The 19,954-nt window shown below is 53.3% G+C and carries 20 protein-coding genes; 4 read left to right on the top strand and 16 right to left on the bottom strand.

What is annotated here, in order from left to right:
* Positions 1–25: 25 nt before the first annotated feature.
* The 12 genes from NYE24_RS33490 to NYE24_RS33435 form a co-directional block, all read right to left on the bottom strand.
* Positions 26–964 (bottom strand): ring-cleaving dioxygenase, encoded by a 939-nt coding sequence (locus NYE24_RS33490; RefSeq protein ID WP_076154537.1) that lies wholly within the window; start codon positions 962–964, stop codon positions 26–28.
* A gap of 191 nt (positions 965–1,155) precedes the next feature.
* Positions 1,156–1,638, bottom strand: a complete 483-nt coding sequence (locus tag NYE24_RS33485; protein WP_342477705.1) for a GNAT family N-acetyltransferase — start codon at positions 1,636–1,638, stop codon at positions 1,156–1,158.
* Positions 1,639–1,775: 137 nt separating this feature from the next.
* Entirely contained in the window at positions 1,776–2,660 is an 885-nt protein-coding gene (locus tag NYE24_RS33480) for a MerR family transcriptional regulator (RefSeq protein WP_342477704.1), read from the bottom strand.
* Between the two features lie 56 nt (positions 2,661–2,716).
* Complete coding sequence (locus NYE24_RS33475) at positions 2,717–3,982, bottom strand: serine hydrolase domain-containing protein (RefSeq protein ID WP_036695173.1); 1,266 nt, start codon at positions 3,980–3,982, stop codon at positions 2,717–2,719.
* 54 nt (positions 3,983–4,036) lie between these two features.
* A complete protein-coding gene (locus tag NYE24_RS33470; protein ID WP_342477703.1) occupies positions 4,037–5,635 on the bottom strand; it encodes a hypothetical protein in 1,599 nt (532 codons plus the stop codon).
* A complete protein-coding gene (locus NYE24_RS33465; RefSeq protein ID WP_342477702.1) occupies positions 5,628–6,341 on the bottom strand; it encodes an ABC transporter ATP-binding protein in 714 nt (237 codons plus the stop codon). Before NYE24_RS33465 ends, NYE24_RS33470 begins: the two co-directional genes overlap by 8 nt.
* Before the next feature lie 72 nt (positions 6,342–6,413).
* A complete protein-coding gene (locus tag NYE24_RS33460) occupies positions 6,414–7,172 on the bottom strand; it encodes an ABC transporter ATP-binding protein (RefSeq protein ID WP_036695177.1) in 759 nt (252 codons plus the stop codon).
* A gap of 9 nt (positions 7,173–7,181) precedes the next feature.
* Positions 7,182–9,500, bottom strand: a complete 2,319-nt coding sequence (locus tag NYE24_RS33455; protein WP_342477701.1) for an ABC transporter permease — start codon at positions 9,498–9,500, stop codon at positions 7,182–7,184.
* 3 nt (positions 9,501–9,503) lie between these two features.
* Entirely contained in the window at positions 9,504–10,784 is a 1,281-nt protein-coding gene (locus NYE24_RS33450; protein ID WP_036695237.1) for an MFS transporter, read from the bottom strand.
* Positions 10,777–11,439, bottom strand: coding sequence for a TetR/AcrR family transcriptional regulator (locus NYE24_RS33445; RefSeq protein ID WP_076154527.1), 663 nt, complete (start codon positions 11,437–11,439; stop codon positions 10,777–10,779). Before NYE24_RS33445 ends, NYE24_RS33450 begins: the two co-directional genes overlap by 8 nt.
* 232 nt (positions 11,440–11,671) lie before the next feature.
* Complete coding sequence (locus NYE24_RS33440) at positions 11,672–12,022, bottom strand: winged helix-turn-helix domain-containing protein (RefSeq protein ID WP_235218431.1); 351 nt, start codon at positions 12,020–12,022, stop codon at positions 11,672–11,674.
* Between the two features lie 45 nt (positions 12,023–12,067).
* Complete coding sequence (locus NYE24_RS33435; RefSeq protein ID WP_036695181.1) at positions 12,068–12,523, bottom strand: MarR family transcriptional regulator; 456 nt, start codon at positions 12,521–12,523, stop codon at positions 12,068–12,070.
* 176 nt (positions 12,524–12,699) lie between these two features.
* Between NYE24_RS33435 and NYE24_RS33430 the strand changes: the two genes are divergently transcribed.
* Both NYE24_RS33430 and NYE24_RS33425 read left to right on the top strand, forming a co-directional pair.
* Positions 12,700–13,668: a zinc-binding alcohol dehydrogenase family protein gene (locus tag NYE24_RS33430; RefSeq protein ID WP_342477700.1), complete on the top strand. Its 969-nt coding sequence runs from the start codon at positions 12,700–12,702 to the stop codon at positions 13,666–13,668.
* Between the two features lie 177 nt (positions 13,669–13,845).
* Positions 13,846–14,451: a histidine phosphatase family protein gene (locus NYE24_RS33425; RefSeq protein WP_342477699.1), complete on the top strand. Its 606-nt coding sequence runs from the start codon at positions 13,846–13,848 to the stop codon at positions 14,449–14,451.
* A gap of 134 nt (positions 14,452–14,585) precedes the next feature.
* Here NYE24_RS33425 and NYE24_RS33420 read toward each other — a convergent pair whose 3' ends face one another.
* Positions 14,586–15,632, bottom strand: a complete 1,047-nt coding sequence (locus NYE24_RS33420; RefSeq protein WP_342477698.1) for an aromatic ring-hydroxylating dioxygenase subunit alpha — start codon at positions 15,630–15,632, stop codon at positions 14,586–14,588.
* A gap of 379 nt (positions 15,633–16,011) precedes the next feature.
* Here NYE24_RS33420 and NYE24_RS33415 point away from each other — a divergent pair, with 379 nt between their 5' ends.
* Positions 16,012–16,554, top strand: coding sequence for an NAD(P)H-dependent oxidoreductase (locus NYE24_RS33415; RefSeq protein WP_036695185.1), 543 nt, complete (start codon positions 16,012–16,014; stop codon positions 16,552–16,554).
* Positions 16,555–16,647: 93 nt separating this feature from the next.
* Here the strand turns inward: NYE24_RS33415 and NYE24_RS33410 are convergent, their stop codons facing one another.
* Positions 16,648–17,709 (bottom strand): LuxR C-terminal-related transcriptional regulator, encoded by a 1,062-nt coding sequence (locus NYE24_RS33410; RefSeq protein ID WP_342477697.1) that lies wholly within the window; start codon positions 17,707–17,709, stop codon positions 16,648–16,650.
* Positions 17,710–17,832: 123 nt separating this feature from the next.
* Here NYE24_RS33410 and NYE24_RS33405 point away from each other — a divergent pair, with 123 nt between their 5' ends.
* Positions 17,833–18,969, top strand: a complete 1,137-nt coding sequence (locus tag NYE24_RS33405) for a saccharopine dehydrogenase NADP-binding domain-containing protein (RefSeq protein WP_063829019.1) — start codon at positions 17,833–17,835, stop codon at positions 18,967–18,969.
* Here NYE24_RS33405 and NYE24_RS33400 read toward each other — a convergent pair.
* Both NYE24_RS33400 and NYE24_RS33395 read right to left on the bottom strand, forming a co-directional pair.
* Positions 18,932–19,705, bottom strand: coding sequence for a DUF817 domain-containing protein (locus tag NYE24_RS33400; protein ID WP_179090390.1), 774 nt, complete (start codon positions 19,703–19,705; stop codon positions 18,932–18,934). The two genes, NYE24_RS33405 and NYE24_RS33400, sit on opposite strands and share 38 nt — an antisense overlap.
* Before the next feature lie 29 nt (positions 19,706–19,734).
* Positions 19,735–19,950 (bottom strand): helix-turn-helix transcriptional regulator, encoded by a 216-nt coding sequence (locus tag NYE24_RS33395; protein ID WP_036695187.1) that lies wholly within the window; start codon positions 19,948–19,950, stop codon positions 19,735–19,737.
* Between the last annotated feature and the right edge of the window lie 4 nt (positions 19,951–19,954).

Raw genomic sequence — 19,954 nt, 5'->3', positions numbered from 1 at the left:
GCCTCCTTTGTATTGTCAGATCAGATTAGTTAAGCTCTCTTACAGTAACCGGCAGCAGAACTTGTTCAATCTGTGCTCTGTGCGGCTCGTATTGTGCAGGCAGCATCAGGCTGCTTCCCATCGTCTCCGGTGTCTCGTCATGAGCGAAGCCCGGAGGATCGGTAGCGATCTCGAACAGAATCTCCCCATGCTCTCTGAAATAGATGGCGTTGAAATAATTCCGGTCCTGCACCGGCGTTACCCCATATCCATTATCATGCACAACTTCCTGCCATTCAAGCTGATCCTGATCATCCTTTGCTCTCCAGGCGATATGATGGACAGTGCCCACACCCATTTCACCGCGCGGTACAGCCGTTACCTTCAGCTCAACCACATTGCCCAGATCCGCAGCCGAGCGGTAGCGGGCGACATCGCCTTCCTGCCCCACGAATGTAAGTCCCATCACCTTCTCCAGCAGCTCAGCCGTTTGTTCAGGATGCGTGGACAGCAGTGTCGCGCCGCCGAAGCCCTTGATTGCCACCTCCGGTGTTACTCCGCTGAAGGTCCATTCATTACGCTCACCCGCCTCCCGTTCCACCAGCTCCAGATGCAGGCCGTGCGGATCATCGAATTCCAGGTACTGCTCCCCGAACCGCTCCATCTCTGTGTAAGCCACCTTGAACGCCGTGAGCCGCGTTCTCCAGAACGCCAGCGCCCCGACCGGAATCACATACGAGGTAACGCCAACCTGGCCCCCGCCGATCTTACCTTGATACGCATCCGCCCACGGGAAGAAGGTAATAATCGTCCCCGGCTTCCCGCCATCATTGCCGAAGTAGAAGTGATACGTTCCCGGATCATCGAAATTAACCGTTTGCTTCACCAGCCGCAGCCCCAGTACTCCTGCATAAAAGTCCATATTCTCCTGCGGATGCTGGGCAATAGCGGTGATATGATGAATACCCATGGTTTGCTTGTTCATTTGAATTGCCTCCTAAGTTGATTCATTCAGATTATATCTTTACTTTAAGATATTTGGCTAAATATTATCTTTAAGTTAAGATAAGTTATATTCTTACTTTACTTTCTATAGTTACAGTTGTCAAGTACTTCTGTACAATAAATAGCCCCTTCCTAAGAAGAGGCAGCATTTCATATCTGTAGGCGTTAACATCAATTAAGCGTTTTCTCGTAAAAGCACAAGGTCAGCTTATCGTTGATTACTTGAGTTTCAGGTGTCCTTCTATAGCCCAACTTCTCATACAAATAGCAGTTACGCTCCTCCTGCACGACGGTAGCCAGCCCCCAGGTTTTCGCATCCGCATAGATCTTTTCAATTAGGGAGAAGGCCTGCTGGGCTATGCCCAGGCCTTGACTTTGCGGCAATACGCATATCTGACCGAGCCAGTAATGATGCTCATCTATCTTCTTGACTCTCATGCTGCCTACAGCATTTCCGGCGTTTCGGATGATATAGTAATCAACAAATTCCTGATTCATCCGTTCTATAGTTCTCTCCAGCGTCTCATTAGCCGGATTTGTCTCATAATCCTGATATTTCTCCAAGAGCGGAAGAAAGGCCTGAAGCTGCATAGCATGAATATCCGCCGCATCCTCCACCGTAGCTTTACTTAGTGTAACCTCTGACTTTTTCAAAGTATGTACCTCCTGACGTTATACCTTATAGACGTAATCCAAATGCTCACCCTTAAGTACGGAGCCAGGCCCCATGTCCCGCTTCTGCTGTTACTGAACTCAATGCTCATTTACTTCCCTTCTTTTACTGGATTTGGCTACAATGATTTCAACACTACAGGTTCCAGCAGACTCAAATCGTATAGATTGCCACTGCCCGCAGGGCTGTCATTGCGGATATGCTCTTCCAGACAGAGTCTGCTGCGGTCAGAGCGGTACTTTTGACTATGCTCTAACTGATCCATCAGTATTTCCCAGGAGCCTCCAATGTCGTCACTGCTATCCAATCGGGCATAGAGTCCGCCGGGCAGGAGCATTTCCTTGAAAGGCTCAGGGACGCTGATTCCTTCAGGAATTGTCGCACACATTCCATAGCCATAGGGTTTACCTGCACTGCTTGGCATAGGCTCCATATTCCCGCCGAATAACCGGGCCGTACCCAGAAGATTAGCAGATTCCAGCCAATCCATGATAGGACCCATCGCTTTGTCTTCCGGAGATTGGTCCACCACGATATGATAAGCTACTCTCATCGCCGGCAATGTAATCACTTTGAAAGTTGACTGTCCCGTTACATTACTCATAAATACCCTCTCCATTTCGCTAAGCAGTTCCTCCTGAATGGAGGTCCTCTTATTGGAAGTATTCAGGTAATCGAGTACCTGATGTAATTGCTGTCCCATCCGTCCGAGTTCTTCCTGGTGTACCTGTAGAGCCATTATCCTGTTCTGTATAACCTGCTTAAGTGCAGATACAGAATCCTTATCTAGAATAGGCTGTATTTCTCTGATCGGAATATCCATTCTCCGCAGCAGCGCTGTGATCCTGATACACTTAAGCGCATGTTCATCATATGTACGCCAGCCGGAAGATACCTCTCTCTTACTCTGAAACAATCCTACCGCTTCCCAATGCCGCAAGGTGCGGCTCGTCAGCCCCAGTTGCTCCGACAATTGCTGTATGCTAACAACAGTCCTGTTCATTTATGCCTCCTTCCTGTGATCTCATCCCTATCCTATCACTTGACGCCGCGGTAACTTCAAGGGGCAAATCGTGCATATCCGAGAAAAATTTTCTCCCCCTGCGCATTCTCAGTGATCCTGTAGGGCTGGAGCTGGTCATAATGGCGCTGGACAAATTCTCCCTCGCCTACCGGGTAGAGCTCGATATGAACGTTGCCGGTGAATCTGGTGAAGTACAGCTTCCCGCCGGTCAGCTCGATCTCAATTTTGTCTGCGAGATAGGTTCCGCAGTACGCCCTTAAACATTCCTCACTGAGCTGAAGCTCAGGATGCCGGGCCGGAGCCTCCACCTCCACATCATGCATAATATCCGCGAGCGCATTACCCAGTCTGTACTGATTGATGCCCTCATTGTTCGAGAGAATGATAATGCACAGATCTTCCGCGAAAAAATTCTGCATATACGTGCAGATCCCCAGCTGATCGCCCCCATGGGAATACCGGTCTTGCCCGCATATTAGGTGATGCTCGAGGCCGTAGCAGTAGTTGTTCTCGTTCTCATGGAAGAATCGTTCATAGGCCGCAGGCGACAAGAGCTGCCGATCACGAAGACAGACATACCACTTGTACAAATCCCCGCAGTCCGAAACAACCGCAGCAGCACCGATGCTGAACTTCTCGTTATAATACGGGCATTTTACGGTTTCCGCGAAGTCTTTGATGTAATTGCTGGACCTATTCTCAATCACGGCGCAGCCGTCATCCACTGTGCTTCTGCTCATCCCTAGAGGCAAAAAAATATGATGATGCAGAAACTCCCCGTACCTCTCCCCCGAGACATGCTCGATGATCCAGGCCAGAAGATTGTAGTTGGAGTTATTATAATCGTACGCTGCTCCAGCTGGCTTGGTTGGCTTCTTGTTAATGTATTGCCGGAAGAACCTTGTCCGGGAATAGTCCAGCCGGTAGTCTCCGCCGAAGAAATCGTTCTCAAAATTATAAAAGTTATATAGACCGGAGGTATGTGACAGCAAATGATGGACAGTGATGGACTCGTCAATGGCCAGCTCTGCCGGGAGATACAGGCGTGCAGGCTGGTCAACATCCAGCAGGCCCTTGTCATGCAGCAGCATGACAGCAAAGGCCGTAAACTGCTTCGACATAGAGGCGAGCGAGAAGCGTGACGCCAGCGTATTTTTAATTCGAAACTCCATGCTTGCATATCCGCAGGCCCGCTCGAAGAGCACCTCGCCCTTCCTGATGACCTGAATAACGCCGAACATATCCCACAGCTTCAAGTACTCATTCACATAATGCTCCAGCTTCTCACGTTGGGTCTGCACATTTTCATCTCCTAACTTAATTGGGACTACTTGATGCGCTCACAACAACCAGGACTACAGCTTCTGAAACAACCGTTCCCCGTTAATCTGGATATATCTGTACATTCCGGCGCAGACCGCTACTAGAAGCACGCCGTATCCCAGCAGGATGAGGTTTCCGCCCACCCCAGGAAGAAGCATGAACAGTACGGCGGGAACAGCCAGCGTTAGGACACCGATTAGCATCGTTACCAGCACCGACGCACTCTGCTTGATCGCCGCAACTTCACTTGTCCAGTCGAGCTTAGGCAGCTTCAGGTTCACAAGAACGCCCAGCAGGGCTGAATAGCAGGCATAGATTACCGGAACGGCCAGCATGAATAGACTCTCCATCCACCCGGCATGCAGGGTATACGTCAGTAGCACCCAGCTTATGGCAATCAGCGGTAACGTAATGGTGAGATTCACCGCCACCTTGCTGAATATAATCGCCGGTTTGGGCACGGGGGAGCTGGTCAAGATCCACAGATGATTGCCTTCCAGCGAAATAGAGCAGGCTGTCGTACAGCTCAGAACAACGAATAGAGAGATAACCAGCGGACTCAGCGTACTGAGGGAGTCTGACAACTGCGGGATGTCTAGTATAGTTCCCAGCTGCTCTGAGCTGACGAATAATAAGGAAATGGACATCATCAGGAGCAGCACCATCCCGATCCCTGTGTTCAGCACATAATTGACCGAGCTGAAATAACGCCGCAGCTCCTTAAGATACAAGGCCTTGAATGCTGAATTAGCCTGTAACGGCTTCATCTTATATCCACGGCTAGCGCGGCTGGTCATAAGCCCTGTATGAATCGCCTTGTACCGGGTCGCCAGCAGGACCGAGAACAGCATGAAGACCAACACAGACACCGCGATGAAGAAGAGCAAGGCGCTTACCCGGTACGAGCAGACCGCTGCAACATACACAGAAGCCGGAGGATACACCTTGAAGATCATATCACCTAAGGCGGCTCCAACATCTGCAATCGCCTGCTGCCCTTGATTGAGCGTGAACGAGCCCAGCATCAGTACAATGATGAAGGCGAACGTGAGGATCATATTCAGGATTTTGCTCGCCCGGAACCGTGAAGAGACCCAGCTAATGAGGGAGCCCACCAGCGTAGCCGCTATAATCGGCAGCAGGGTAATGAAGAAGAGCGTCATTAGAAAAAACAGATAATAGAGCACACCCGGCTTCACATGTATCGCATACACCGCTCCCGCTGGAAGCATGATCAGCAGCGTGAAGAACAGATTCATCACATAGAGCTGAAGCACCCGGCTTGCCACAACATGGCTGGTCTTCACCGGGAGGGACATGATCATATCGTAATCCTTATAACTGAATAATACCCCGCTTGCCTTATAGACCGTAGTGAAGAAGCTTACCAGCGAAGTAACCGCCATCATCACGGCCAGCAATAGCTCCATCCGCCCGAGCTGCTCGAATGACTGTGCCATCATGAAGCTGTAGCCGAATGACACGGCCCCGATCATGAGTATACCGGCTATAACCAAGAGGCTGATCAGCAGCGCCTTGCGCCTCTGTGCAGGGTCTTTCGTATGGAGCGCCTGATTGAGGCCGAAGGAGGACAACAGCTGCAGCTTCGTTAATCTCCAGACATTAATCATTATCGATCAGCTCCATGAATACGTCCTCCAGGCTGTTCTCACCCCGTACCGTTTCAGTTAAGCCGTGGGCAATCAGCCGTCCGCCCTTGATGATCGCAATCTTGTTGCAGAGCTTCTCTGCCGTATCCAGTACATGTGTGGAGAAAAAGATGGCGCTGCCCTTGCTGCACAGATCCGTCATGATGGTCTTCAGCGTATGCGCTGCCTTCGGATCAAGGCCCACAAAAGGCTCATCCAGCACTAAAAGCTTCGGCTCATGAATAAGCGCAGAGATAATGGCCAGCTTCTGCTTCATACCGTGGGAATACGAGGAGATCAGATCGCCCAGACTCGCTGTGAGCTGAAAGGCATCGCCGTATTGCCCGATCAGCCGCTCCCGGGTGGACCCCGGTACACTAAAGAGATCCCCGATGAAGTTCAGGTACTGAATCCCCGTCAGGTGATCGTACAGGTCCGGATTATCCGGGATGTAGGCAATACTCGCCTTGCAGGCTACCGGATTCTTGCGGATCGAGATGCCGTCAATCTCAATCTCCCCTTGTTCAAAATCAAGCACGCCCACCACAGCGCGGATGGTCGTGGTCTTGCCTGCGCCGTTATGGCCGATGAAGCCGTAGATGTCACCCCGTTCAACCTCAAGGCTGAGATCATCTACCGCCTTAGCCCCGCCTTTATAGCTCTTCGTAAAATTCTTGATGGTCAGCATTTCCTTTCACCTCTTCCTTGGTGTTAGCAAATAACTATAATACGAACCATCCGGGCAGATCGTTCATTTCTATTAAATCCCATTCTCCCGCATTTTTGCCGTGATTAATTTCATGCGGGGCTCAAGCGTCCCTCCGCTGTATCTCGGCAGGCGTATCTCATCGACGATCCGGCCGTCACACATGAACATAATCCGCTGCGTCCTGGCCGCCACAGTGGCATCATGGGTGACCAGCATGATGGCCGTCCCTTCTTCATTGATCCCGGACAGCAGGTCCATAATCTCCCCGGCAGCCTTCAGATTCAGCGCACCGGTCGGCTCATCCCCAAAAATAATCCGCGGACTGCCCATCAGCGCCCGGCAGATGCCGGCCCGCTGCAGCTGCCCGCCCGAAGCCTCCGTAATATCACGCTTCGCCAGCTCAGCGATGCCCACTTTCTGCATAAGCTGCTGCGCCTTATCCGTAATCGCCGCAACCTTCCGCCGGTTGCCGCGCATCGATGGCAGAATGATATTATCCAGAATGTTCAGATTCTTCATCAGCGTCGGCTGCTGGAATACGAAGCCCATTCCCGTTCTGCGGAGATCCGCAAGCTCATCCTCAGCAAGTATCCCCAGATCCCTGCCCTCAAAGGTAACCAGACCCCAGTCGATCCGGTCCATTCCGCTCAGTGCAAACAGCAGCGTGGATTTCCCGGAGCCTGAAGGTCCCATCACCGAGACGAATTCACCTTCGTGAATATCTACGGATACTTCATCCAGCACCTTGCGGCGCTCATCGCCGGTACCGTATTGTTTGGTTATATTTTCACCCGAAATAATCTTCTTCATCTTCTTGATCTACTCCTTAATATTGCCGGATATTTGAATTCGGCCGATGCCCGATGTGCCGATAACCGCCCCTATCAGTACAGAACCGGTCATAATCAGCGGGCACAGCAGATACGCGGAGAGCGGATGGACCACGAACTTGAAGGACGAAGCCCCGAAGGAGGAGATCACGGCCCCGGCAAGAGTCTGCCCCAGGGTGTTCGCCAGCAGGGTGCCCAGAACCATCCCGGCCACCAGTACAAATATAGAACGCGCATAATACTGTACAGTCAGATCGGAATTCCGGAAGCCCAGCGATTTCATCACGGCAATAGGGTAACGGTCCTTAGCTACCAGCATCCGCATGAACAAGAGTGTAATCAGTACATTCAGGACCAGCATCACGGCTAGAGCAGCCCATGCGGCCTTACCGACTGAGCGAATGGTGGAGCCGAAAGTCTGCGTCACATATTCCCCGATATCGGACACCTTCGCATAACTGAACCGCTCTGCATATTCGCTCACCTTGCTGCTGATTAGCATGGAATCTGCAAGCTCCGCATAAATCACGGCCCACATGGCCTGATCAGAAGTCGTGGTGAAGGTGGCCTTGGCTGTTTTCCCGCCGTTGGTCACATCCGAATAAATCCCGGACACCGTAAGCTCCTTCGCTTCTCCGTCTACGAGCAAGGTCAGGGAATCACCGGCTTGCTTGCCCAACTCCTTGGCATTCGCGGCGGAGAGGGCAATCTCATTCGCTGCAACCGGGCCATGTCCTTCATCATAGGCAACCGGAAAAATGGAATGGTCGCCCAGCTCAACCTTTATCCGCTCAACGACACCATTGTCCAGCTTCACGTTCAGCGCCTGAGTGGTCAGCACGGCAAAACGGAAGATCATCACATCCTGCTCCATCACCCGCGCAATATCTGCGGCCTTCTCTGCAATATGGTCTGTCTGCTGGATATCCAGGCGCAGATCACTCTCACCGATACCCATGTATGTAATGAAGCTCGGAGAGGAGATCGTATGATAGAGATTCTGGGGCACAATCATCAGGAAGGAAGAGATGACGAGTACCGCAAGCATGGTTGCGTATAGACTTTTTCTGGACAAGACATCCTTAACGCCCAGGTAGACATTCGTGTTCAGCAGACGGTTGCCGCTCAAGGTAAAACGTCTGGAGCTCCTCCGGCTCTCCTGAGCTGTCCCGAACCGGATGGCTTCGACAGCTGAAATCTTCCGGAAACGCTTCAGCACCCTGTTCACATAGGCAACAATAATGAGGAATACGAGCAGTACGCCAAGGATGCCGCAGGCCAGAGCAAGCGCCGGATGCGCACTTTCACCCATATACAGCCTGATATTCTCAAGCAGCAGACCCCGGAAGCTGAACGCTAACGTGAGACCGAGTATGCTGCCCATAGCCGCTATTGCTGCGTATTTGGCCAGATAGATTCTTTTGAGATCCGAGACACGCAGACCGATGGCCTTCATGACGCCGATCTCCCGGTAATCGCTCTCGATGGTAGCCATGAGGGTGAACCGTATACATAGAAAAGCAATAATAACGACCAGCACGCTCGCCAGCAGGATCACCGCAATCATCAGCCCGTCAGAGATCGCATTAAGCACTCTGAACAGGGGATATGTAATCACCGGGCCGTTCCCCTCAAGTCCTGCTGCGGTATAGTCTGTCTCGAAGGCTCCCAGCATCGACAGCTCCTTCAATCTGAACTCAATCAGATATTCCGTGGTTCCGTAGTGCGCCAGCTCCGCATAATCCGCCGGGCTGACGAGGAACCGCTTCGACGAAGCGAGCAGCGAGTTCATCTGTGAATCCCTCAGGAACCCCGCTACAGTGAGAGTGGTGTCCCCCACTGTAACCGTCCCTCCAGCTTTGACGGAGCCATCCTTCATATAACTGATCGGGACATACACCTCGCCGCCCCGTACATCAATCACCTTCCCGTCCAGATCAAGCAGATAATCAAACTTCCCGCTCTGTGTGCTGAAGCCGTTATCCTGAACACTGTCCGCAAGCGTATGGCCGTCCATGACAATCTTCGCGCCTTCTACATTGAGGAAATCAAGCACCTGGTGATCTTCTACCTTGCTGTTCTGCTCTGCGAAGGCCGCGAGCCGGGCTTGATTCAGCGGGCCGGCATGCATCTGCAGGAAATGCGGCGTCTTCGCCTGTGTCATCAGATGACCGATGGCCCCGCTCAGATTGACGACCAGAATGGCTGACAAAGAGACTAGCATGGCTGCAGCAGCTACGAACAGCATAGTCGTGAGTGTAATTCCCTTACTTGTGCGGATATCTCTGCGGATGATTCGGTAAAACATAAGTTACCCCCTGCTCTCAAGACTTGTAATGGATTTGAGCCGATAGATCATGACCGAAGCGGCGCTTAACAGCAGCCCGGCAATAATAATGAGAAGTCCCATCCCCCGCCCGCTGCCCGTGCCGATAATCCGGCCCACACTATCCGCCAGAACTCCGCCGCTCACCAGCAAGGGAGTAAATACGTAATCTGCCAGCACACCCGCCAGCATATAGGCCGCGACGAATCCGAGCTGTGAGAGCAGTCCGATCAATGACCAGGCTCTCCCTTGAACGGAATTGTCGATGTTGGTGCGGACCAGATAATCCAGGGCAGTGTTCGTAAAGGGCAGCATGGCAAAAAACATAAAGCCCGCAGCGCCGATCAGCAAGATGTTCTCACGCAGTCCGAAGACGGCGATACTGATCCCTGAGCAAAAAAGTGACACTGCCAGCATGCGCACAAAATTCTTTTGTATATGCAGCATCCCTATAATGACACTCGACACCAGCATTCCCGAGGCCATGACCGTCTCCAGCGTCCCCAAGACCGCACTGCTGGAGAACGCCAGAATCATCGGCATGGACAAGGTCTCAATGAACCCGATGAAGAAGGTCATGACCGAGGTCATAATCACCAGCACCAGCACACCCCGGTTCCCGGAGACTGCTCTCCAGCCTTCTTTGAATTCCCGGATAAAGGCCTGTGCCTGTTCCGCCTGCTTGGAGGCTAGACCGCTGCGGACGGCAAGGGTAGTCGGTACGGTTAAGAAAAATGTACAGATATCGATGATCAGCAGCAGCTTCACATCAGACACTGTAAGCAGCAGTCCGGCAATGAGCGGCGAAATCAGATATTTGGCGGAGCCGGCAATCTGCACAAACCCGCTGGCCTTCGTATACTGCTCTTCGGTGAGCAGATCCGTTACCGTAGCCTTATAGGCGGGATCAAGCAGAGAGGAGAACACCGAGCTGACGGTCACGCCTAAGCAAATCTGCCACAGCTGCGCTTCTCCATTCAGCAGGCAGACCAGAATATAGATCAGACCTAAGGCAGAGAGACTGTCCCCAATTACCATCAGCAGCCTGCGGTCATAGCGGTCCGCCAGCACGCCTGCGACAGGACTTAGCAGCAGGGAAGGCATGAATGCCAGCAGGGTCACCAGCGCCATAGCCGATGCCTGCCCGGTCTGCTGTAAGGTATAGATCCCCAGCCCGAACGCGGTAAGCCCGCTGCCGATGGCTGAGATCAGTTGCCCTGACCAGAGAAACAGAAATCTGCCGAATCCTGTCCCGGCTCTATTCACCTCCATTGCCTTCTTCCGCTCCACCCCCGCCGAACATCTGCATCACGCTCATCAGACTTCCGCCCGCAGCACCAAGCAGCCGCTCCACATTGGCAATGAAGGCCAGAATGCGTGACATCCGCTCTTCCTCCGTCATGTCAACCATGTCATTATCAAAAATGGTGGTGGCATAGACTACAACCATCTCCATACATTCATACGGATAGGGAGTACTGAATATCCCCTGCTCTATTCCCTCGCTGATGATGGAGGCCAGAATGGGCGGAACGCTGCGGATGACCGCCTTCTGAACCTTTTGATGCATCAGCGCATTCTGCGGCTTATGGATATGCTCCATAATCTCCGTGCTGCTGCCGACTCCGCTGCTGATGTTCAGTGCCATAACTGCACGGAGAATCCGTTCAATGACGGGTATGCTCTTATCTTCAGCAACCTGCTGCGCGGCATGAAGGATCGTGGCATTCGTCCGCTCAATCAGCGCGTCCATAATATCCTCCTTCGACTTGAAGTGATAATATAACGTCCCGCGTGCAATCCCAACCTTGCCCAGAATATCGCCGGTGCTCGTACCGTCGAAGCCCTTCTGTCCGAACAGCTCCCCGGCTGCATCCAGAATTTCATTTCTGCGGGCTTCCGCTTCTTTGACAACTCTCATGGTCATGTCTCCTTATGGTGAAGCTGGGATGATACTAACTTTGGGTGTAACCGTAACTCTATTTGTAATAGATCATTTCACCGACCGACTGTCTGTCGGTGAGTGATTATAGCATAGCATGCTTTACTGGAACAAGGTAGCTTAAATATTCCGCATACGTTTGGCCCTCCCGCCCCCACAGCAGTAAATGTATTCGGTTTTTCGCATACCACAAAGCAGGGATTCTCCATGATCAGAGAATCCCTGCTTCGGGCTCGCATTGTGCCAGAACCTTCTCCAGCCCGTTCACCAAGCTTTTGAGCACCATCAGCTTGCTTCCAGAGTCCAGCCGGTAATAGTTGCGGGTGCCGTCTTTGCGGACGCTAACGATTCCGGCCTCTATCAAGATTCTAAGATGATGGGACACGACCGGACGGGAAAAGTGGGTGGCCCCTCTTATCTCGCCTACACGCATACCCGGATCTTGCGGCCCTTGCAGCAAGGCCATCAGGATGGCTTGCCGGGTCTCAGCACCGACCGCGTTCAGCACCTTCAGCGAATTCCTGAATTGAGACGCCAGTTCATCCATCAGTTCCTGGTCCATGGAAATCCCTCCTATGTGCTTCATCGTCACGAACCCTACCGTTTGTCAGCGGCTCACCCCTGGAGCAGTGACCAGAATCTTGCTGGCCAGGGCAATCATCTGCGCCTGCTCCTCCCCGGTAAGACCATCGGTTATCGCCGTAATCTGACGCTCGATCTGCTCCCCGACCTCGTGAATGATCTTCCAGCCTGCCGGAGTAGCCCTAACATTGAATGCCCGCCGGTCACTCTGTGATACGGTACGTTCTACCAGTCCGCGGCGCTGTGCCCGGTCAACGAGCCCTGTAATGCTGGATTTATCGAGGCCCAGATGCTTGGCCAGCTGCAGCATACCCGGCTCCCGGTCGCGCAGTATCCCCAGCAGACGGATCTGGATAATCGACAGATCATGCTCCGTTCCTATTCGGGCAAGGATATTTTGCACCAGGAAGGATAGCTGCACAAGGCTGTCTACCATCGACAGATCATCCAGCTTATCAAAAGAATTATCATAACTGCTCATTGATTTCACTCCGCACTTTTGTATATTTCAGACCTGTTTGCTCCTATTGTACCACAACAGCCGTTGACTTTGTACGTAATACAAACTATATTGTTTGTATTGCAAACTTTTTAGTTAGTTTCACAAACAAAAATTACTCACCTGGATAAATATCCTGGTAAATTGGAGGCCTATTTATGTACGCTGCTATTGTAAGATCATTCGATTCAGGTCCGAAATACGAAAAGATTGCTGCTCCCGTACCTTCAGGAGAACACGAAGCTTTGGTGGATGTGCTCGCTGCCGGATTGCATCTCAGGGTCCGGGCACAAGCCAATGGATCTCACTACACAAGTACGGATGAACTTCCGCTAATCCCAGGTATCGACGGGGTGGGACGGCTCCCGGATGGCAAGCTGGTCTATTTTGTAGCCACCGATAATGCCCTGGGATCGTTCGCAGACCAGACCCTCATCGATCTTCGCCGCGCTGTCCCGCTACCCGCAGATGCTGATCCCGTGCTCATCGCCGCCGCAATGAATCCGGCCATGTCCTCCTGGGTGACTCTCCGCCGCCGGATTCAGGCTAAGTCCGGGTTCAAGGTCCTCATTCTTGGCGCTACCGGCAACTCCGGGCAAATGGCCGTTCAGATCGCCAAGCTTATGGGAGCCAGTCAGATCATCGCTGCCGGGCGGAACCCCGAACTTCTCCGTTCGCTTGCACAGCAGGGTGCGGACGTAGTCATATCGCTTGCCGGAGATCCCGGGACAGTGGCCCGGAGCCTCGGCGAAGCCTCAGCCGAAGTTGATATCGTTCTCGACTATCTGTGGGGTGAGCCTGCTGCACTCGCTATGCTCCCGATATTAACCCGCCGTTCCGACCGCAGCCGGCTGTTAACCTGGATTCAGATCGGTTCCACGGCTGGCGCGGACGCTGCAATTCCTTCCGCTGCACTCCGCTCTGCCAACTTCCAGATCATCGGCAGCGGCCAGGGGTCCGTCACGCCAGCCGGATATCTGGCGGAATTCCCGGCGTTGATCCATGCCATTGCAGAGGGCCAGCTCACAGCGAACCCTATCGCTTACCCGCTATCTCAGATTGAAGAAGTATGGAAGACTCCGCCGGGCAGTCAGCAGCGTGTTGTCTTCGTGCCGCACCGCAAGTAGTTTCCGAACCTTCCAAGCAAGCTATGTCCGGGTATTGTCAAGCTGCGTTGCTTCGGTTGTAACTTCTGTTCTTGAACATTCTGGAAAGTAAGTGATAGACTTAGCAGGATATCCTTCTTGAAGGAATCTTCAAAGGAATTATACTAACGCATCATAGAACAGGAGGCCGAGGAGCAGTTGGCGATTTATCTGGTAAGACACGGCAAGGATGACGAAGGATATCGCGGCGGATGGAGTCAGCGGGGGCTGATGACCCAAGGCTACAGACAGGCCGAGAAACTGGGCTGTTTTTTGAGAGAGAATTCGGCTTCATTCCCTATACATCGTATAGTCAGCAGTGATCTGCAGCGGGCGCTGGATACAGCCGGCGAGCTGGCAAGAGAGCTGGAGTTACCCTTAGAGCGCAGTATGGATTGGCGGGAGATGAACAATGGTGTGATTGCCGGTATGCCGAACGAAATCGTGAATGAACGATACCCCGGCTTGTACTTCTCAGGACTGCGGATGGACGAGCGTTACCCCGGCGGAGAGAGTCCGCTCGAATTCTTCACACGGATTCAAGAGACCTTCACCTGGCTCTGCGAAGAGCATGCGGATAGCGGCTCTGATGATAACCTAATTATTGTTACACACGGTGGTGTCATAAATATCATCTATCACATAATCAAAGGGATCGACTGGAATAACCGCGACAGTAAATTCCCGGCTTCCTATGCCAGCCTGCACAGAATTGAGCTTGTGGACGGAAGCTGGAGCCTTTCGCTGGAAAATTATACGGTCTAGCTGCTGCCGCTAACACTACGTTACGCAGGCAGCCTCCACCCAATCGACACAACAGAACACGCCCGGCTGCCGAGATTCTGCTCTCTGCTGCCGGGCGTGTTCGTTCATAATGCCTAAGTAATTGAAATAATGAATCAGGACGTATAATTCTGCCCCAGTCCAAGGCTGCTTAGCAGCTGTCTGTAGGCAATGGATGTGCGGTCTGCCGGAATATGGGCTTCAGCCTGCAGATCCAGCGGCAGATCCTCCGGTGTCTGCGACTCCACCATTTCTGCATCCTCCTGGAACACCTGGAGATTGAACTTGATGCTATCCTCGATCGGGGCGTTCTTGTCGAAGTTGCGCGAGATCGGACAGAACAGCCGGGTATAACGGGCCGACACCGGAGAAGCACAGTTCAGAATCTTAAGCCTGCCCTCATCCGGGAAGTAGACAGTCAGCGAAGCGGCGAACGGGGCGAATACCCGGAACTCCCGCAGCCACTGGAAGCCTTCCGGCGCGGGATTCTCCTGCCCTTTGCCATAGTTACTGACTGTGCTCCAGTATTCAGCCACCAGCTCCGTCTCTCCTTCACGCCACACCTTGTACTGCGGGACTTCTGTATTATTGCGGTCACCGAAGGTTGCTGTATGCACGTAGGCGAAATGGGATACGTCCAGGAAGCCCTCCATCTGCCGCCCGGAGGAACCGGCAATATCGAAGCTCGGGATCAGAATATTAATATAGTCGGGATCATCCCAGGCCGGGAAGGCGGGAATCTGCTCCGGCGCATCTGCAAGGCAGGTCCAGATCAGACCGTAGCGTTCGATGGCCGGATAGACGATCAATTTCAATTTGGGCGAGATTTTGGCGCTTGGATGCGCCGGTACCGCAGTACATTTCCCCTCACAGTTATAGCGGAACCCGTGATACGGGCAGACAATCTCCCCGTTCTCCACCCAGCCCTTACTCAGCGGCGCTCCCCGGTGAAAACACAAATCCCGGGCAATAACCACCTTGCCTCCGCTGCGGTAGCATACCAGCTTCATATCCAGCAGCTTCACTGCCACCGGCTGATCCTGTACCTCTGCTGCCGTAGCCACGGGATACCAGTACTGGGCCAGAATACGCCAGTCTTCAGGCGAGAAGGTGCAATCACGCGGGAGTTCAAGCTCTGCCTGCCGTTTCTTTTCCTCTATCATGGCTGCCCCACCTCTCCATCTATTATAGATACTTAAGATTCCTTAATTATATGTCAGAATAACTAACTTGTTGAGTGTATTTTAAGCTATTTTCATCATGACAATCAATTATTTAGCTGAAAATTTTGTTTTTGAGCCTAGAAACAACTATATAATGTTATGCAAAGTGACATATTAACCTTGGCTGGAACAGAGATATAACACCTATAGCGGTCCATTACCTCCCCCTTGATTCGGGACGGTAATTAGGCCGCTTTAATTTTTAGCTAAAAATTTAACTAGGTTTCAAAATTTCACTTGCTTTATTAAAGTTATCAGCTATAATAAAAGCATATTAAGCAAAACAAATTACGGAAAACAAATTCGAGGAGGAATTACAATGACAACACTTAATATCGGAATTATTCTTGGAAGCACACGCCAGGGCCGCGTTAGCCCGCAGGTAGGCGAATGGGTGAAGGGGATCGCTGATGCCCGTGGAGATGCTAATTACGAAATCGTTGATATTGCCGACTTCAAGCTGCCGATGTTTGGGGAAAGCGACAGCTACGCCGAAGCCCAGGCTTGGGCAGCTAAGCTGGCTACCTTGGACGGATTTGTATTCATCGTTCAGGAATATAACCACAGTCTATCCGGAGCACTGAAGAACGCACTGGATTCTGCCCGTGAAGAATGGAACAATAAGGCTGCCGGGATCGTCAGCTACGGATCCGCCGGAGGCGCACGCGCCGCTGAGCATCTGCGCGGAATCCTCGGCGAATTGTCTGTCGCCGACGTTCGTGTTCACCCGCTGCTCTCACTGTTCACCGACTTCGAGAACGGCTCGGTGTTCAAGCCGGCTGACCTGCATGCTGCCAATGTCAACGCTATGCTGGATCAGGTCTTGGCCTGGAGCGGTGCGCTGAAGACACTACGCCAGTAAGAGTTCATTCGAAGCAGTTCCAGATCTGTAAAAGTCTAAACATGAAGCAAGGGGAATCTCCAGCCAGGCGGCTGTGGAGATTCCCCTTATTTGTTATCGCGGAAGCAACCGGCTGATCAGCTCTCTGCGGCTGGACACGCCTGTCTTGGCGAAGATGGATTTCAAATGATCCTGTACAGTGTAGGCAGAGATGTGCAGCGATTCTGCCAGTTCCTTGGTCGATAACCCCAGCGCCAGCAGCTCCGCAAGCTCCTTCTCCCGTGCGGTCAGGGCGAAGGCTTCGGCCAGCAGCCGGAAGACATCCCCGGAGCGGGCACTCACCAAGGATACGGCGAGCTGTCTCTGGGGACCGCCAAGCAGACTTGCGGTAACCGTCAGATACGCCCCGTCTCCGGCCTGGAGACTTATTCTTGCCTGAGAAATCCCGGTTCCGGCGGGCTTCTCCGCGCCTAGCACCCGCAGGCAAACGGCATGCACCGGTCCGGGAAGCCGGCCTTCCTCCAGCTGATCCAGGTTCCAGATCTGCTTCAGCCAATAACGGGCTGCTGCATTCGCACTAACCGGGACCAGCCGCTCACTCAGCACCAGAATACCGTTATCCTCCGGCACTGCCCGCTCCGCTCCGGATACCGGCAGGACAGAGGCATACGCGCGCAGACGTTCAGCAATCAGTGGAGCTGCCGAAGCCAGCAAGGCGCATTCCTGCTCCTCAAACGGCGGCTGACCCAGCGGACGGAATAGGGTCAGGAACCCCCAGCAGACCCCGCCTGTGCGCAGCGCCACGCGCAGCTCATCCCCGAATCCGGCGGGCTGCAGCACCTTGCGGTAACGCGCGCTTTTCTCCAGGCTTCCCCCGGTCACTCCGCTTAAGCAGACTGCCGGAATATGCGACGCCGCTAACTGCTCATACTTCATATAATCCTCATGCAGATATTCATATTCGAACAATAGCGGATGAACCTCTTCAAGTCCCTGCTCCGTAACCGACCCTGTCGTTAAAAGTGTATGCGGGTCTACTGTCGTACAACAGGCTGCAGCGAATGGAACCAGCAGGCGGAGCCTGGCAATCACTGCTTCGCGGTACTGCTGTGAATTCAGCACCGGGCCGCCCCGGGCAGGGTCAAGCTGTAATAGGCTATGTACTCCCTTGTTCATCTTCTGTCCTCCCCGAAATCCCACAAATGTGGGATAGTCCGCTGCCCGCCTTAGCAGGATAATGATACATAACGTTAATTATACCGCAGATCCTGCAATCCACCACGAAGGACGGGAATAATCATGAAAACAGATATAGTAGTAATCGGCGGTTACGGACATGTCGGATCACAGATATGCCGGATTCTCGGGGCACAGCACCCCGGCAAGGTCTACGCAGCAGGAAGAAACCTGCACCGGGCCGAGGAATTCTCCCGCAGTACGGGCGGATACGTGAAACCGCTGCGCTTGTCGGCGGAGATGCCGCTTTCCCCAGAGCTGCTGGAGAAGGTTAAGCTGGTCGTTATGTGTCTGGATCAGCAGGACACCCGGCTGGCCGAAGCCTGCCTCCAGAGCGGCACCCAATATGTAGATGTCTCGGCAAGCGGAGACTTCCTGACCATGCTGCAAAGGCTCGACCCTGTGAAGCATAAGCTCAAGGGGGCGGCAGTGCTAAGTGTCGGCCTCGCGCCGGGGCTAACGAACCTGCTTGCGGCACGGGCCGCCCAGGAGCTGGACCATACGGAGCAGATCGACATCTCAATCATGCTGGGACTGGGTGACAGCCATGGACAGGCAGCTATGGAGTGGACGGTGGACAACCTCGGAGCCGACTTCGAGATCACCGAGCACGGCAGACCGCGCACCACCTCAAGCTTCACAGAGGCTAAAGCAGCGGATTTCGGCTTTGCACTGCGGACGCATAGAGCCTACCGTTTTCCTTTTTCGGATCAGATCACTCTGCCTCAGACCCTTAATGTCCCTTCTGTCTCGACCCGGCTCTGCTTCGATTCACGGAGCATGACCTCAGCCGCAGCGCTGCTGCGCCGCACCGGACTCTCCCGTCTGCTGCGTAACCGGACGCTCCGCAATCTCGCGGTCCAGGCATTCACCCGCTTCCGCTTCGGCTCCGAGCGCTATGCGGTCAAAGTCGATGCCTACGGGACGAAGGACGGCCGACCCGCCTCCAGAGAATACGGCATTACAGGCTTGCATGAAGCCTCCATCACGGCTCAAGCGGCGGCCGGGATCGCCTTGAGACTCTATGAGTCAGCTCCGTCTCCCGGTGTCTATCACATTGAGCAGCTATTCTCCCTTGATTCCAACGGGGAACAATGTTCGCTAATCCCGTCGGTTACCGGAGGAACTGGACCATCCTTCCGTTATCCGCTGGACGGACTGGCTATCTGGACCCGCTCCGGCCGGCCTTCACATGCTTAAGCTGGGCAACAATAATCACACTGATAATCACCAGCAGGAACCATGAGCTGATCTTGCCGAAGCCTACCAGGTGCCAGCTCTCGTGCTGGTCCGGGTATTGCCATGCCCCCAGGAAGGTCGCGATATTCTCGGCCAGCCAGATGAAGAACCCCACAATGGCAAAAGCCAGCACAAGCGGCATCCGGTACGTCTTGCCTTGCACCCGGTAAATGATCCAGGTTCTCCAGAATACCACTACTACCAGGGCTGTCAGCCACCAGCGGAAATCGGGAATGAAGTGGTGGGTGAAGAAGTTCAGATAGATCGCGCCGCCCAGCAGTCCCGCCGAAGCCAGACCCGGCCAGCCGGTCAACTCCATCTGCAGCCTGCGCCAGATCTGGCACATGAAGCTGGCCACGCTGGCGTACATGAATCCGCTGTACAGCGGAACGTCGAACAGCTTCGTATAGCCGGGTTCCGGGTAGGCCCAGGAGCCCATTCTTATTTTATACATCTCCAGCACCAGTCCAATCACATGAAACACACAGATAACCTTGATCTCATCCAGCGTCTCCAGCCCGCTCCGGTACATCAGATACTGTACAGTAAGCAGGATCAGCAGAATCAGATCATAGCGGTGGATGAACGGCAGCTCTGCTGTCCGGGTCAGGATTAACGTTCCAAAGATCGCTACAGGAAAGATACAGCTCATCGCCTGATGGTACGCGAAGTGCAGCAGCCGTGTCATGGCTCTCAATAGCGTTCCCTCCCCGCTCCCGGCGCCCATTATTCTGTAGCCTCCGGTGTGTATTCCAGAATATCTCCCGGCTGGCAATCCAGCGCCTTACATATTGCCTCAAGCGTTGAGAAACGGATCGCTTTGGCCTTGCCGTTCTTAAGAATGGACAGGTTCGCCATCGTAATTCCCACCCGCTCTGTAAGCTCTGTTACACTCATTTTCCGCTTAGCCAGCATCACATCAATATTAACGATAATCGCCATGGTC

Origin of the sequence: Paenibacillus sp. FSL H7-0350 (assembly GCF_038593195.1) — a bacterium.
Taxonomy (GTDB): Bacteria; Bacillota; Bacilli; order Paenibacillales; family Paenibacillaceae; genus Paenibacillus_AQ.
This window is presented reverse-complemented; position numbering and strand designations above follow the sequence as displayed.